Origin of the sequence: Dorea sp. AF24-7LB (assembly GCF_003478575.1) — a bacterium.
GTDB classification, from domain to species: domain Bacteria; phylum Bacillota; class Clostridia; order Lachnospirales; family Lachnospiraceae; genus Dorea_D; species Dorea_D hominis.
In genome coordinates, this window is the sequence record NZ_QUFR01000003.1 from 239,659 (window position 1) to 254,773 (window position 15,115).

The 15,115-nt window shown below is 42.2% G+C and carries 13 protein-coding genes; 4 read left to right on the plus strand and 9 right to left on the minus strand.

Going from position 1 to position 15,115, the window contains the following annotated elements; genetic code table 11:
* Positions 1-12 precede the first annotated feature (12 nt).
* The 9 genes from DWY31_RS05145 to DWY31_RS05185 all read right to left on the minus strand — a co-directional run bounded on the left by DWY31_RS05145 (position 13) and on the right by DWY31_RS05185 (position 10,925).
* A complete protein-coding gene (locus DWY31_RS05145) occupies positions 13-1,242 on the minus strand; it encodes a homoserine dehydrogenase (protein WP_021859567.1) in 1,230 nt (409 codons plus the stop codon).
* An 11-nt stretch (positions 1,243-1,253) separates the two neighbouring features.
* Positions 1,254-2,361, minus strand: a protein-coding gene (gene prfB / locus DWY31_RS05150; RefSeq protein WP_118287731.1) for a peptide chain release factor 2 whose coding sequence is annotated in 2 segments (ribosomal slippage) — positions 1,254-2,285 and positions 2,287-2,361 — 1,107 coding nt in all. Because the reading frame shifts where the segments join, the coding sequence is not laid out codon by codon here.
* 63 nt (positions 2,362-2,424) lie between these two features.
* A complete protein-coding gene (gene secA / locus DWY31_RS05155; RefSeq protein WP_117538112.1) occupies positions 2,425-4,989 on the minus strand; it encodes a preprotein translocase subunit SecA in 2,565 nt (854 codons plus the stop codon).
* A 107-nt stretch (positions 4,990-5,096) separates the two neighbouring features.
* Positions 5,097-5,870 (minus strand): phosphoribosylformimino-5-aminoimidazole carboxamide ribotide isomerase, encoded by a 774-nt coding sequence (hisA, locus tag DWY31_RS05160; RefSeq protein WP_118519696.1) that lies wholly within the window; start codon positions 5,868-5,870, stop codon positions 5,097-5,099.
* Between the two features lie 86 nt (positions 5,871-5,956).
* Positions 5,957-6,298 carry a hypothetical protein gene (locus DWY31_RS05165; protein ID WP_021859563.1) on the minus strand — a complete coding sequence of 114 codons (342 nt, stop codon included), beginning with the start codon at positions 6,296-6,298 and terminating at the stop codon, positions 5,957-5,959.
* A gap of 155 nt (positions 6,299-6,453) precedes the next feature.
* On the minus strand, positions 6,454-8,406 hold the full coding sequence (locus DWY31_RS05170; RefSeq protein WP_118519697.1) for a fructose-1,6-bisphosphatase: 1,953 nt from the start codon (positions 8,404-8,406) through the stop codon (positions 6,454-6,456).
* Between the two features lie 15 nt (positions 8,407-8,421).
* Positions 8,422-9,180, minus strand: a complete 759-nt coding sequence (gene dapB, locus DWY31_RS05175) for a 4-hydroxy-tetrahydrodipicolinate reductase (RefSeq protein WP_021859561.1) — start codon at positions 9,178-9,180, stop codon at positions 8,422-8,424.
* A 109-nt stretch (positions 9,181-9,289) separates the two neighbouring features.
* Positions 9,290-10,180, minus strand: a complete 891-nt coding sequence (gene dapA / locus DWY31_RS05180; RefSeq protein WP_021859560.1) for a 4-hydroxy-tetrahydrodipicolinate synthase — start codon at positions 10,178-10,180, stop codon at positions 9,290-9,292.
* 115 nt (positions 10,181-10,295) lie between these two features.
* Positions 10,296-10,925 (minus strand): single-stranded DNA-binding protein, encoded by a 630-nt coding sequence (locus tag DWY31_RS05185; RefSeq protein ID WP_117538108.1) that lies wholly within the window; start codon positions 10,923-10,925, stop codon positions 10,296-10,298.
* Positions 10,926-11,100: 175 nt separating this feature from the next.
* On the opposite strand from DWY31_RS05185, the gene typA reads away from it, so the two are divergent.
* From typA to hpf, 4 genes are all read left to right on the plus strand, one after another.
* Complete coding sequence (gene typA / locus DWY31_RS05190) at positions 11,101-12,927, plus strand: translational GTPase TypA (RefSeq protein ID WP_021859558.1); 1,827 nt, start codon at positions 11,101-11,103, stop codon at positions 12,925-12,927.
* Complete coding sequence (locus tag DWY31_RS05195; RefSeq protein WP_118519698.1) at positions 12,924-13,811, plus strand: phosphatase PAP2 family protein; 888 nt, start codon at positions 12,924-12,926, stop codon at positions 13,809-13,811. Before typA ends, DWY31_RS05195 begins: the two co-directional genes overlap by 4 nt.
* A gap of 12 nt (positions 13,812-13,823) precedes the next feature.
* Positions 13,824-14,438: a phosphate-starvation-inducible PsiE family protein gene (locus tag DWY31_RS05200; RefSeq protein WP_021859556.1), complete on the plus strand. Its 615-nt coding sequence runs from the start codon at positions 13,824-13,826 to the stop codon at positions 14,436-14,438.
* 101 nt (positions 14,439-14,539) lie between these two features.
* Complete coding sequence (gene hpf, locus DWY31_RS05205; RefSeq protein WP_021859555.1) at positions 14,540-15,073, plus strand: ribosome hibernation-promoting factor, HPF/YfiA family; 534 nt, start codon at positions 14,540-14,542, stop codon at positions 15,071-15,073.
* Positions 15,074-15,115 lie beyond the last annotated feature (42 nt).

The window sequence follows — 15,115 nt, forward strand, 5'->3', positions numbered from 1 at the left end:
TGCCCTCTTTTCTTATGCTTTCTGATCTTCAATCCTTATCATATGTAAGATCTGATCTTTGTACCGGTTTGCTCTTGTATCATAATCACCTTCCATCATAACCGGCGTTACAATTCCAAATTCACCTTCTAATCCCGGGACTTTCACGATTTCGATCTCTCCAAAGGAATATTCCAGATCTTTCCGCATCTCTTCTTCATCACCTTTCATGCGGATGAAGAATCTGCGTTTGGCATCACCTTTATCTTCCAGCGTCAGTTTTTCCTGTTTCCACATTGTCATAATATTGCGGTTCAGGTGTTTTGCTGCATCTACAACATCTGCTACAACTGCACTTGCTGTCGGCAGTTTACCGGCACCGCTTCCATAAAACATTGCATCACCAAGAACATTACCATGTACAAAAATCGCATTGAACACTCCATTTACATTGTACAGTGGATGTTCCGGATAAAGCATGCAAGGCGCAACGATCGCATGCAGTCTGCTGCCGTCTCTCTTGCTGGAAGCGAGCAGCTTGATCGTTGTTCCCATTGTCTTGGCGTATTTCATATCCTCTGTCGTGATCTTTGTAATTCCTTCACAGTAAATGTCTTCAAAGTCAACCTGATTTCCACTGATCAGAGAAGATAAAATTGCAATTTTACGGCAGGCATCATATCCTTCCACATCCGCTTCCGGATTGCGCTCCGCATAACCATTCGCCTGCGCCTCTTTCAGAACCGTGTCATAATCAGCTCCTTCATAGAACATCTTTGTCAGCATATAATTTGTTGTACCATTTAAAATACCTGTGATCTCTTCAATTTCGTCCGCTGTCAGAGATGAATTGAGCGGACGGATGATCGGGATTCCGCCACCTACGCTTGCTTCAAACAGAAAATTAATGTTCTTTTCTTTTGCAATCGACAACAGCTCTGCACCGTGTTTCGCTACAAGAGCCTTGTTTGAAGTTGCAACGCTTTTTCCTGCCAGAAGACTTCTCTTTACAAATGTATAAGCAGGTTCAATTCCCCCCATCACTTCTACAACAATATTAATCTCTTCATCCTGTATGATCGTCTCAAAATCATGGACAATCTTCTCCTGCACCGGATCTCCCGGAAAATCTTTCAGATCCAGGACATACTTTACCTGAAGTTTCTCACCAATTCTCTGATTAATTCCTGCTCCATTTGTATCAATTACTTCTACGACACCGGAGCCTACGGTTCCATAACCCAAAACTGCAATATTTACCATATATCTCTCCTTTATCTTTCCGCTTTCTGTTTCAGATATGCATTAATAAATGCGTCAATATCCCCATCCAGCACCGCATTTACATTACTGTTTTCCTGACCGGTTCTGTGATCCTTGACAAGTGTATACGGCTGCATTACATAAGATCTTATCTGGTTTCCAAATCCAATCTCCTTGATCTCACCACGGATATCTGACACTTTTTCTGCCTGTTCCTGCTCTTTCATAAGCTGAAGCTTTGCTTTCAGCATCTGCATCGCTTTTTCTTTGTTGTGATGCTGCGAGCGTTCGTTCTGGCACTGCACAACAATCCCGGTAGGCAGATGCGTAATACGAATTGCCGAAGATGTCTTATTAACATGCTGACCACCCGCACCGCTGGCACGGTATGTGTCGATCTTCAGATCCTCATCTGCAATGTCAATATCAATATCATCTTCTATGTCTGGAACAACATCACAGGAAGCAAATGATGTCTGCCGTTTTCCTGCCGAATTAAACGGCGAAATACGAACCAGACGGTGTACGCCTTTTTCAGATTTCAAATAGCCATAGGCATTCTCACCATTCACTTCAAACGTTACTGTCTTAATTCCGGTAATATCTCCATCCAGATAATCCAGTACTTTCAACGCGAACCCTCTCTGTTCTGCCCAGCGGTTATACATACGATAGAGCATACCTGCCCAGTCACAGGATTCGGTTCCTCCGGCGCCTGCGTGAATCGTCATGATCGCATTGCAGGAATCATATTCACCTGACAACAATGTCTGGATACGAAGTTCTTCAAAAAGCGTTTCGAACTTCTTCCATTCCTGTTCAATTTCTTTCACTACAGAAGGATCCTCTTCTTCATATCCCATTTCCAGAAGAATCGCTACATCTTCATATCCAGTATAAAGCGTGCGGATCTTCTCTGTAAGTTCTTTCAGATCCTTCAGTTCTTTCATAATCTTCTGGGATTCTTCCGGATCATTCCAGAAATCTGGTTCCTCTACCTTGCGCTCCAGCTCTTCGATCCTTTTCTCCTTGCCGGCGACGTCAAAGTGAATCCCTCATCTCGGCAAGAGGTTCTTCGTAAGCATTATAAATGCTCTTAAGCTGATCTAATTCAACCACTTTTGCTTCACCTCTTTCTTTTTTATATTTTCATTTTTGTATTCTGTTTACAGGCTGTGGCTCTTACTTTCTGCCACAACACTGTTTGTATTTCTTACCGCTTCCACACGGGCACGGATCATTTGGATATACCTTTTTCTCTGCTCTCTTCTTCGGAGTATGTGCTGCGGAATCGTCTTTATTCGTTCCTGTAACCTGTGCAACCTGTTCACGTTCTACTTTTTCTTCCAGCCTTACATGGAACAGTGCACGTACGGTGTCAGCAGAGATGCTCTGTGTCATCTCGCCGAACATCTCATATCCGATCATCTTATATTCTACCTTCGGATCTCTCTGTCCATAAGCCTGCAGACCAATTCCCTGACGGAGCTGATCCATATCATCGATATGATCCATCCATTTTGCATCAATAACCTTAAGCAGGATCACACGCTCGATCTCACGTACCTGTTCTGGTTCCTGATACTCCGCCTCTTTTACTTCGTATGCTTTTGCTGCACGCTCTTTTAACAGATGTTTCAGCTTCTTCGGTGACAGTCCCTTGACATCTTCCGGTGCCAGAGGTTCCATTGGAATTGTCTCTAAGATATTGCGGTTCAGTTCTACCAGATTAAACTCTTCATAATCCTGATCCGGACTTACGATCATATCTACAGTATTCTCAATATAATCATTCATCATATGGAAAATAGAATCACGCATGTTGTCTCCATCCAGTACATGTCTTCTCTCTTCATAAATGATCTCTCTCTGCTCGTTCATTACCTGATCATACTCTAACAGATTCTTACGGATTCCGAAGTTGTTACTCTCGATCTTCTCCTGTGCTTTCTGAATCGCACTGGATAACATCTTATGCTGTATCTGTTCTCCTTCTTCTACACCAAGCGCATTAAATACACTCATCAGACGTTCAGATCCGAACAAACGCATCAGATCATCTTCCAGTGAAATATAGAATCTGGATTCTCCCGGGTCTCCCTGACGTCCGGAACGTCCACGAAGCTGATTATCAATACGTCTGGATTCATGACGCTCTGTCCCGATAATCTTCAGTCCGCCTGCTTCTCTGGCTTCATCGTCCAGTTTAATATCCGTACCACGACCAGCCATGTTTGTTGCGATCGTAACTGCATCATGGATACCTGCCTGTGCAACAATCTCAGCTTCCAGTTCATGGAATTTCGCATTTAATACATTGTGCTTGATTCCACGACGTTTTAGCATACCACTGAGAAGTTCGGAATTCTCAATTGTAATCGTACCAACCAGTACCGGCTGATGTTTTGCATGCGCTTCTTCGATTGCATCACATACAGCTTTGAATTTTTCCTTTTCTGTCTTGTATACAGCATCTTCCAGATCCTTCCGGATAACCGGTTTATTTGTAGGAATCTCTACAACATCCATTCCGTAAATCTCACGGAACTCCTTCTCCTCTGTCAGAGCAGTACCTGTCATACCGGACTTCTTCTCATATTTGTTAAATAAATTCTGGAACGTAATCGTCGCAAGAGTCTTACTCTCTCTCTTAACTTTTACATGCTCTTTCGCTTCAATCGCCTGATGAAGTCCGTCAGAATAACGACGTCCCGGCATAATACGTCCGGTGAACTCATCAACGATCAGTACTTCATCATCTTTTACAACATAGTCTTTGTCACGAAACATCAGATTGTGTGCGCGCAGTGCCAGAATAATATTATGCTGGATCTCCAGGTTTTCTGCATCTGCCAGGTTCTCAATATGGAAGAACTTCTCTACTTTCTTCACACCATCTTCTGTAAGGTTGATGTTCTTTTCTTTCTCGTTAACAATGAAATCTCCGGTCTCTTCAATATCTTCACCAAGGATTGCATTCATTTTGGAGAACTCCCCACTCGCTTCACCACGTTCTAACTGACGTGCGAGAATGTCACACGCTTCGTAAAGCTTTGTAGATTTGCCACTCTGTCCGGAAATAATAAGCGGAGTTCTTGCTTCATCGATCAATACCGAGTCAACCTCATCGATAATGGCAAATTTCATACCTCTCTGTACAAGCTGTTCCTTGTAAATTACCATGTTATCTCTCAGATAATCAAATCCAAGTTCATTGTTCGTTACATATGTGATATCGCAGTTATATGCATCTCTTCGCTCGTCATTGTCCATCTCATTCAGAACTACGCCTACGGTCAGTCCAAGAAACTCATGAACCTGTCCCATCCACTCAGCATCACGCTTTGCCAGATAATCATTGACTGTTACGATCTGCACACCTTCACCGGTCAGCGCATTCAGATATGCCGGCAACGTTGATACAAGTGTCTTTCCTTCACCAGTCTTCATCTCTGCGATACGTCCCTGATGCAGGACAATACCACCGATGATCTGTACTCTGTATGGCTTCATTCCCAGAGTACGGTATGCTGCTTCACGCACAACTGCAAATGCCTCTGGAAGGATATCATCTAATGTTTCTCCGCCAGCAAGTCTGTCTTTGAATTCTTTTGTCTTCGCTCTTAATTCTTCATCTGACAGGCTCTGCATCTGCGGTTCTAACGCCTCAACCGCATCTGCGATCGGATAAATTCTCTTCAGCTCATGTTCACTGTGTGTTCCAAATATTTTCTGTATAAAGCCCATGTTGATATATACTCCTTATTTGTAAATTTACTCAAATTTTATTCTAGCACTATCCGAATCTCAATTCAACCAATTTATAAAGTGTTTACAAACTGGTAACACTTCCTTTACGAACGATATTTCCGGACTTTTTCATACGGAAGCGTTCCGCCAAAGAGATCAAGGGCACTGCCGATTGTAAAGTCCAGATATCCTTTTGTCAGATGCGCAAATTGCTCTAAATCCTCCATGCTTCCGATCCCCCCCGCATATGTAACCGGATTGCCATGATATCTGCCGAGAAGTTCAGCCAGATGCTTGTCCACACCGGCTGCCTTTCCCTCTACATCCACACCATGCACAAGGAATTCATCACTGTATCCCGCCAGTTCCTTTAATATCTGTTCATTCAGGACAACATCTGTAAATGTCTGCCACCGGTCTGTCACAATGTAATACTGCCCATCTTTTTTCCGGCAGCTTACATCAATGACTACATGTTCTTTTCCTACTTCTCTTTTCAGCTTCTCCAGCGCATCCCAGCGGATCTTACCACCTTTAAATACATAAGAAGTTACGATTACATGGCTTGCACCTTTTTTAATATAGCCGGAAGCATTCTCCGCCGTAACCCCACCGCCGATCTGCATCCCGCCGGGATATGCCCGTAATGCTTTTTCTGCCTGTTCCAGTGTCTTCTTATAATATTCGGAAGAAGGCGGATTCAGCAATATGATATGCCCGCCTTTCAAGCTATCTTTCCTGTATAAATCTGCGTAATAATCCGCATCCATTTCAGACGCAAAATTTTCTGTTGCCTGATTGCCTTCGTCTCTTAAGCTTCCGCCTACGATTTGTTTTACTTTTCCATTATGAATGTCAATACATGGTCTGAATCTCATAAATCTGCGTCACTCCTTTCAAGCATCATTGCATTATTATAGCACACCGCTTTTTCAAAAAAAAGAAAAGGCGGTGTGCTGTCTCATTATTTCTTATCTTTTTTTGTTGTTTTGTCTGTCTTCTGATCCGTTGTCTTTTTGTCTGTTGCTTTATCTGTCTTCTGATCTGCATTGTTATCTGTGCCGTCAAAGCCATCTTCTACATCATCTTTGATGTCTTCAGCTCCGTCTTCAATATCATCACCAATCTCATCTGCGACTCCATCATCATTTTTCGTATCGTCTGCTGTTCCATTTGTCGCATCATTTGTACGATCACCATTGTAGTCTGTAGCCTTATTATCTGCATTGTCATTTCCACAGCCTGTCAGTGCACCCATCACGCAGACACACAACACTACCAGCATACATCTTCTCAACTGTCTCATATTTTCATTCTCCCTTTCGTTCCTGTATATTTATCTATTTATCAAGTAATACTTGTTATCATGTAATATTTACATTTTTGCAGATTCTATACTTTCACGATTCTGGGATTATTTTACATCTATGTCACAGTTTTACAATCAGCATTGTTTTCACATTACATACGCTCTGTAATCTCACCGCTTCTATATGCCTGAAGAAGCATTTTCAGATCTTCAATCTGTTCTTTTAACTCCTGACCTATATCAGTATCTCCTACCATCTTTCTCTCCAGCACACGTTTTACAACAACGCTGTCTGAATGGATGTCGCTTTCTTTTTCAATCGCTGCTTCTGTTGATTCAAACGGTTCATGCGCCGCAAGAATCAGTCCGTAAGAATTATAGATCAGCGTATATCCTGCAATGCCGGTCTGTTTCTGATAGGCTCTGGAAAATCCGCCATCGATCACAAGCACTTTTCCGTTACATTTGATCGGGCTTTCTCCCGTAATCGCTTTCACCGGCACATGTCCGTTAATGATATGTGCACTCTCTTCGGTCAGTCCAAATTCTTTCAGAATCATATTGATTACTTTTTCATTTTCAAGCAAATTATAATATGGGTTTTTCTTTTCTTTATGCGTCTCTTTTTCAGCAAGGAAATAACGTTCAAATGTTGCCATTTTATCTTTTCCAAACAATGGGGAATTTTCACTCAACCAGATATACCACATCATGTCCTTTCCCCGCTCTTTTTCCTTCTTATTTAATGCATAAAATCCTTTTCGCACATAGCTTTCCAGCACTTCATACAGACTCTTTCCTTTGTAAGATCTGCCGTACAATCGTACACTTTTCAATGTTCCGTCCTCTTTAAGCGGAACACAGCCATGATAGAGCAGATTTCCATTATAGACTTTGTAGAGTCCACCCTTGTTCAACAGAAAGCGCATATGATCCTGCAGTTTCTCACAGTTTAAAAATGCACTTTCAAGCCGCGACATGATCTCTTCCTCGTCTTTGCTAAGCGCATATGGATGTTTCGGATCGATTGTCGGAAAATTTATATCCAGCATCTCATATTCTTTTCCATCCAGAGTTATAACACCACGTTCATAATCGATCTTGTCTAACAGATTGCGATCCTCCAGATGAAATCCCGGATTCTTTTTGATAATCTGTCCTTCCACTTTAAATTGAATAACCGACATTGCTTTGTGCATCCGCATCTCAAGCTGTTTTTCATTAATGTCTCTATTCTGCTCTCCTTTTAATTTGAAACATTCACACGGATCATCCTTATATACCCGAAGTGCAAATGTCGCAAGCGGAAGCAGGTTGATCCCATATCCATCCTCCAGAATATCCAGATTGCCATATCTTGCGCAGATACGGATCACATTTGCGATACAGCCACGCTGCCCGGCAGCTGCCCCCATCCACAGTACATCATGATTCCCCCACTGAATGTCTACGGAATGGTAATTCTTTAATTTGTCCATGATGATGTGCGGTCCCGGACCTCTGTCATATATATCTCCTACAATATGCAGGTGATCCACCGTCAGTCTCTGGATCAGCTCACTAAGCGCCACAATAAAAGGTTCTGCTCTGCCAATTCCGATGATCGTGCTTACAATGGAGTTATAATACGACTCTTTGTCCGAAACTTCCGGACGTACCGTGATCAGCTCCTCGATCACATAAGCAAATTCTTTCGGCAGTGCCTTTCGCACTTTTGATCTTGTGTATTTGCTTGCTGCGCATTTACACACTTCAATTAACCGGTACAATGTAATCTTGTACCAGTCCTCCATACTCTCTTCGGTCTGTCTGATCCGATCCATCTTTTCTTTTGGATAATAAATAAGAGTAGCCAGAGATTGTTTGTCTCTGCTACTCAAAGTATTTCCAAATACATCATCAATTTTACGGCGCACAGAACCTGAGCCGTTCTTCAGCACATGTGAAAACGCCTCATATTCTCCGTGAATATCCGTCAGGAAATGTTCGGTTCCTTTCGGAAGATTCAAAATTGCCTGAAGATTAATAATCTCCGTTGATGCCTTAGCGATGGTCGGGTACAGCTCAGAAAGTCTCTCCAGATAACGTTCTTTTAATTCTTTCATAAACTCCTCCCATAATTAAAACTGAATGACATCCGACATGTCATACAGCCCTGCCGGTTTACCTGCCAGAAATTTGGCAGCTTCCACGGCACCTTTTCCAAAGATTGTCTTGGAATATGCTGTATGCTTAAATTCTATTACTTCATCAGTTCCGGCAAACAGTACTTCATGTTCCCCTACAATCGTACCGCCACGGACTGCTGAAATCCCAATCTCTTTTGTATCACGTTTCTTACGCTCCTGACTTCTGTCATATACATAATGATATGCTTCATCCATTGCTTCATTCATAGAATCCGCAAGCGCAATTGCTGTTCCGCTCGGTGCGTCCAGCTTCTGGTTGTGATGCTTTTCAACAATCTCCATATCATATCCTGCCGGTGCAAGAACTTTGGTCGCTTCTTTTAATAATTTCATCAGAAGATTGATACCAAGAGACATATTTGCAGATTTTAAAACTGCTGTTTTTTTTGCTGCTTCTGGAATCTTTGCAAGTTGTTCTTCTGAAAGACCTGTCGTGCAGAGAACAACCGGCATTTTTTTCTCTTCGCAGTATGTAAGCAGAGCATCTGCTGCTGCCGCGTTAGAAAAATCAATGATCACGTCTGCTTCCACGTCGCATTTTTCCAGGCTTTCAAAAACCGGATAATCATTGGCGATTCCTGTATATTTATCAATTCCTGCAACAAGCTCGATTCCTTCGTCGGCTTTAATAAGCCCCGTAATTACCTGTCCCATATGTCCATTGCATCCATGCATGATTGCTCGTACCATTTTATTTCCTCCTGTATGTTCCCACGATTGTCATAGAAAAAGGATATCACAACTGGTGCCAGTAAGCAACCAATGATATCCTTTTCACATATTCTGCACAATATGTATCTTATGCTAATTGAATTCCGAAATCTTTCATTGCTTTTGCCAGCGCCTGTTCATGCTCTTTAGAGATCTCTGTAAGCGGCATGCGAAGCGGTCCACACTCAACTCCCATAAGCTGCATTGCTTTCTTAACCGGAATCGGGTTCACTTCACAGAACAGTTGCTCAATAAGAGGCAGTGCTTTCAGCTGAAGTGCTGCACTCCCTTTTACATCTCCGTTAAAGAACTTCTCGCAGATATCATGTGTTTCCTGCGGCGCAACATTAGACAGCACAGAAATAACACCTTTGGCTCCCAGTGACAACATCGGCACGATCTGGTCATCATTACCGGAATATAAATCAATATTTCCATCTGTCAGAGCCATGATCTTCGCAACCTGTGAAATATTGCCAGACGCTTCTTTTACAGCTACGATATTATCTACATTCTTAACAAGCTCTGCAACCGTTGCCGGTTCAATATTGCATCCGGTTCTGCTTGCAACGCTGTACATGATAATCGGAGCTTTTGCTTCTTTGGCTACTGCTGTATAGTGACCGATCAGTCCTGCCTGTGTTGCCTTATTATAATAAGGTGTTACCAGTAACAGACCATCTGCGCCATAATCTGCCGCCTCTTTTGACATGTCGATGGCTGTTCTTGTGCAATTAGAACCAGTTCCGGCAATTACCGGGATTCTGCCTTTCACACGGTCAATAGCAAATTTCACACACTGCATATGCTCTTCTTCCGTCATTGTAGCAGATTCTCCGGTCGTTCCGCAGATAATGATCGCATCCGTACCGTGTGTACAATGATAATCAAGTAATTCATCAAGTTTATTATAATTAATGGTTTCGTCGCTGTTAAATGGTGTAACGATGGCTACACCTGCACCTGTAAAAATAGACATACATATCCTCCTGACTGCATTTCGTTATTAACAGAATTTTATCACCATTCAAATATGATGTCAATGAAACTCTTTCCCCCTTTACAGGTACTTTGTCATTTTCTCTCATTTTCCATCAAATTCCCACACATTCCAGTTTGCTTACCGAAACTTCATATGCTATGCGTTTCTGGGTTTCTGTCTCTGAAAGTTTCTTTACATATTCCCGACTCTGGATTCTCCCAAGGATCTGCACATGCTCTCCCACTTCAAAAGCAGAGGCAAATCTTGCATTTCTTCCCCAGCAGATACATGGTATGTAATCTGATTTTCCATATGGACGGTTCACCGCAAGCAGAAGATCTGCAATTTCTCTTCCGAGCGGAGTTTTACGGTATACCGGCAGTTTACAGATATAGCCGTCCAGCAAGATATTGTTTGTCCGCGCTCCATCCGGCTCTTCTTCAATAAATGTAACTTCTCTGGCGAACACGGACAGTACAAGTCTGTTTTTCTGTTCCTCATGGCGGTTGTAAGAGCGAAACTGTCCACAGATCATCAGATATTCCCCTTCATAATCCTGGCTCACATCGACCAGTCGTTCCGATACCATTACCGGTATCCGGTCCCTGGAATTGCTCAGACGCTTCACATCAACATCTACCATATAAAAGCCCTCACCGAACACTTCGTGGCTGAATGTAAAGCCTGATACAACTTCTCCCATAATTGTTACCTGATTGTTTTCAATAACCTTATCTGACATAATTTTACATTCTCCTTCCTCTGAATCGTATTTTGAGTCATACCATAATTTATGAAAGTCGGAATGCTTTTAGAACTAAATACTTGTAAATTCTATAAAATATGATAAACTAATAAAGTTGTACAATGAAAAATGGAAAATTATATGTTAATAGGAAGAGAAAAGGAAGGTTCGTATGAAGACAAAACGCGAAGATGTACGTAATATAGCAATCATTGCCCATGTCGATCACGGTAAAACGACATTGGTTGACGAATTATTGAAGCAAAGCGGTGTATTCCGTGAAAACCAGGAAGTGGAAGAACGTGTTATGGATTCCAACGATATTGAACGTGAGCGTGGAATCACAATCCTTTCCAAAAACACAGCAGTCTATTATAAAAATACAAAGATCAACATTATCGACACACCGGGGCATGCTGATTTCGGTGGCGAGGTAGAACGTGTTTTAAAAATGGTAAACGGCGTTGTCCTCGTTGTAGATGCATTTGAAGGTGCTATGCCACAGACCAAATTCGTTCTAAGAAAGGCACTGGAACTGGAACTTCCGGTTATCGTATGTATCAATAAGATCGACCGTCCGGAAGCAAGACCGGATGAAGTTATCGACGAAGTTCTTGAACTGTTCATGGATCTGGATGCTTCTGATGAACAATTAGACTGTCCGTTCGTTTACGCTTCTGCAAAAGCAGGTGTTGCAGTTCTGGATCTCTCTGATGAAGAGAAAGATATGAAGCCTCTTTTTGAGACAATCTTAGAGTATATCCCGGCTCCGGAAGGTGATCCGGAAGCTCCGACGCAGGTACTGATCAGTACAATCGATTACAATGAATATGTCGGAAGAATCGGTGTCGGCAAAGTTGATAACGGTACAATCCGTGTAAATCAGGATATGGTTCTTGTAAACCATCATGATCCTGACAAACAGGAAAAAGTAAAAATCAGCAAACTTTATGAATTTGACGGTCTGAACAAAGTAGAAGTAAAAGAAGCTACGATTGGATCTATCGTTGCAATCTCCGGTATTTCGGATATTTCCATCGGTGATACACTCTGTTCTCCGGAAGCTCCGAACGCAATTCCGTTCCAGAAGATTTCAGAGCCAACGATTTCCATGAACTTCATCGTTAACGACAGTCCGTTTGCCGGACAGGAGGGAAAATACGTTACTTCCCGTCACTTACGTGATCGTCTGTTCCGCGAGCTGAACACAGATGTCAGCCTTCGTGTAGAAGATACCGAGAACATGGACAGCTTCAAAGTATCCGGACGTGGTGAACTTCATTTATCCGTTCTAATTGAGAACATGCGCCGTGAAGGTTATGAATTTGCAGTCAGCAAAGCAGAAGTTCTTTATAAGAAAGACGAAAAAGGTAAATTATTAGAGCCTATGGAGGCAGCTTATATCGATGTGCCGGATGAATTTACCGGAACTGTCATCGACAAATTAAGCCAGCGTAAAGGTGAGCTGCAGAACATGGGTGCAACCGGTGGCGGATATACCCGTCTGGAATTCCGTATTCCGGCACGTGGTCTGATCGGATACCGTGGAGAATTCTTAACAGATACAAAAGGAAATGGTATCATCAATACTGCATTTGACGGCTATGCTCCGTACAAGGGAGACATCACTTACCGTAAGCAAGGCTCTCTGATCGCATTTGAGACAGGCGAATCTGTAACTTACGGACTGTTCAGTGCCCAGGAACGCGGTGTGCTGTTCATCGGTGCCGGCGAAAAAGTATATTCCGGTATGGTTATCGGAGAAAATGCAAAAACAGACGATATCGAAGTCAATGTATGTAAGACCAAACATCTTACCAATACCCGTTCCTCCAGTGCAGACGAAGCACTTCGTCTGACACCTCCGAAAGTATTAAGTCTGGAGCAGGCACTGGACTTCATCGACACAGACGAATTACTGGAAGTAACTCCGAAAAACTTAAGAATCCGTAAAAAGATTCTGGATCCAAAGATGAGAAAAAGAGGAAATCGATCATGATCTTTTTGTGGCAATTAGAAAATATTCGAACACCGTTTTTCAACGAAATCATGCAATTTGTCACTTATTTTGGTCAGGAACTATTAATCATAGCGGTTATCTGCGCACTGTACTGGTGCGCGGATAAGCGCTTTGCTTATTATCTGGGCTTTACTTATTTCACAGCAGGATTCTGTGTGCAGGCGTTAAAGATCACTTTCCGGATTCCAAGACCGTGGATTCTGGATCCAGAATTTAAAGCTGTAAAAAGTGCAATTCCTGCCGCCACCGGATATTCCTTCCCAAGCGGACATACTCAAGGGGCTACATGTCTTTTCTTCCCGTTAGCTCTCCGTGCCAAAAAAGCATGGGCAAAAATACTGTTTATACTCGCATTTTTATGTGTTGGTTTTTCCAGAATGTATCTCGGATGTCACACACCAAAGGATGTTTTCGTATCTATGGGTCTGTCCATTATCATTGCATCTGTTTTCTGGCATTTCCGTTCAAAACTTGAAAATGTTACTACTTGCACCGCACAGATTTCTGTCCTGCTCGGTATACTCGCATTCGCTCTCGCCGGCTATGCGTGGTATTTATATCATAGACAGATGATTGCTTTGAAATACGCAATGGACTGCTTCAAAGCTGCCGGAGCCGGACTGGGCTTTGCCCTGGGCTGGTATCTTGAACGCACACATCTGGACTTTCAGCCGGATACCTGCTCCGGAAAAGGTCAGATTTTGAAATTTATCATTGGTATACTACTGACACTTTGCGTGAAACTCATCATCTCTTTTATTTTCGGTTCTTCTATCTTGGCAAAATCCGCCGAATATTTTATACTGCTGTTATGGATCATTTATTTTTATCCTTATCTGTTTGCCAAATACAGCAAACACTAAGAGGAGAATTTTATGCGAACAATTATTGCCAATTTTTTAAAACGACTGACCGAAATTCTGGAACTTTTCATTGCTTTGATGCTGGCTGCCGGTATTATTTTATTATGCGTGCGGATCGCCACATCACTTGCCAATGTTCCGGATCTGAATACGTGGCCAAACTATGACGATCTGCTGGAAACCTGTTTTAATCTGATCATCGGAGTGGAGCTTATCCGCATGGTTTATTATCATACACCGGCGACTGTATTTGAAGTTCTGATCTTTGCGATTGCAAGACAGATCATCATCGATCACTCTTCCAGCTATTCTAGCCTGATCGGCGTATGTGCGATTGCTGTTTTATTTGCAACAAGGAAATATCTGTTCTGTGAATTTGATATTCCAAACGAAACTATTTTGCGCGCAACGACGAAAGTAAAACTTGCTAATAAACTTCTGGGTATCTCGCTTCCTTACGAAGAAGATACTGCCACACTTCGAGATATTCTGGAAGAAAGCCTGAAAAAAGGAGAAACCGATATCGGTGTCGGTGCCTGCGCCTACTATTCAAACTGCGGACTTCGTGTTGCAAAAATGCATAATGGAAAAATTTCCAGAATTGAAGTAATTCATGCTATACAATAGTCAACAAACATGTTATACTAAATATATCAGATATATTTCTTTCTGTGTAGAAATTGTCAGATTTTATATATCTGAAAAATGTCAAAAAGGAGTTGAGCATCATGAAGTTTATCATTATCGGAAAAAACATCGATGTAACACCAGGCTTAAAACAAGCTGTAGAAAGTAAGTTAGGAAAATTAGAAAGGTACTTCACTCCAGAGACGGAAATTCACGTAACCTTAAGCGTACAGAAAGAACATCAAAAAATTGAAGTTACAATCCCTGTAAAAGGTACAATTATCCGTTCCGAACAAGTCAGCAGTGACATGTATGTATCCATCGATCTTGTCGAAGAGGTTATTGAACGCCAGCTTCGCAAATATAAGAACAAACTTGTTGCCAGACAGCAGGAAGGCGGCAACTTTAAACAGGAATTTTTCGATACCGCAGAGAATACAGATGAAGACGAGATCAAGATCGTCCGCACAAAGAAATTTGGCATCAAACCAATGTATCCAGAAGATGCATGCATCCAGATGGAACTGCTCGGACACGATTTCTACGTATTCTGCAACGCAGAGACCGAAGAAGTCAACGTAGTCTACAAACGCAAAAACGGCTCTTTCGGATTGATAGAACCAGAGTTTTCATAAAGCTACGAGCAAGACATAGAATAAGGGAAGCGGGTGGTAATG

Excerpts from the sequence above, each read along its gene's own strand:
- DWY31_RS05145 (WP_021859567.1), bottom strand. The coding sequence starts at position 1,242 with ATGGTAAATATTGCAGTTTTGGGTTATGGAACCGTAGGCTCCGGTGTC.
- secA (WP_117538112.1), bottom strand. The coding sequence starts at position 4,989 with ATGGGCTTTATACAGAAAATATTTGGAACACACAGTGAACATGAGCTG.
- hisA (WP_118519696.1), bottom strand. The coding sequence starts at position 5,870 with ATGAGATTCAGACCATGTATTGACATTCATAATGGAAAAGTAAAACAA.
- DWY31_RS05165 (WP_021859563.1), bottom strand. The coding sequence starts at position 6,298 with ATGAGACAGTTGAGAAGATGTATGCTGGTAGTGTTGTGTGTCTGCGTG.
- DWY31_RS05170 (WP_118519697.1), bottom strand. The coding sequence starts at position 8,406 with ATGAAAGAATTAAAAGAACGTTATCTGGAGAGACTTTCTGAGCTGTAC.
- dapB (WP_021859561.1), bottom strand. The coding sequence starts at position 9,180 with ATGGTACGAGCAATCATGCATGGATGCAATGGACATATGGGACAGGTA.
- dapA (WP_021859560.1), bottom strand. The coding sequence starts at position 10,180 with ATGTCTATTTTTACAGGTGCAGGTGTAGCCATCGTTACACCATTTAAC.
- DWY31_RS05185 (WP_117538108.1), bottom strand. The coding sequence starts at position 10,925 with ATGTCAGATAAGGTTATTGAAAACAATCAGGTAACAATTATGGGAGAA.
- typA (WP_021859558.1), top strand. The coding sequence starts at position 11,101 with ATGAAGACAAAACGCGAAGATGTACGTAATATAGCAATCATTGCCCAT.
- DWY31_RS05195 (WP_118519698.1), top strand. The coding sequence starts at position 12,924 with ATGATCTTTTTGTGGCAATTAGAAAATATTCGAACACCGTTTTTCAAC.
- DWY31_RS05200 (WP_021859556.1), top strand. The coding sequence starts at position 13,824 with ATGCGAACAATTATTGCCAATTTTTTAAAACGACTGACCGAAATTCTG.
- hpf (WP_021859555.1), top strand. The coding sequence starts at position 14,540 with ATGAAGTTTATCATTATCGGAAAAAACATCGATGTAACACCAGGCTTA.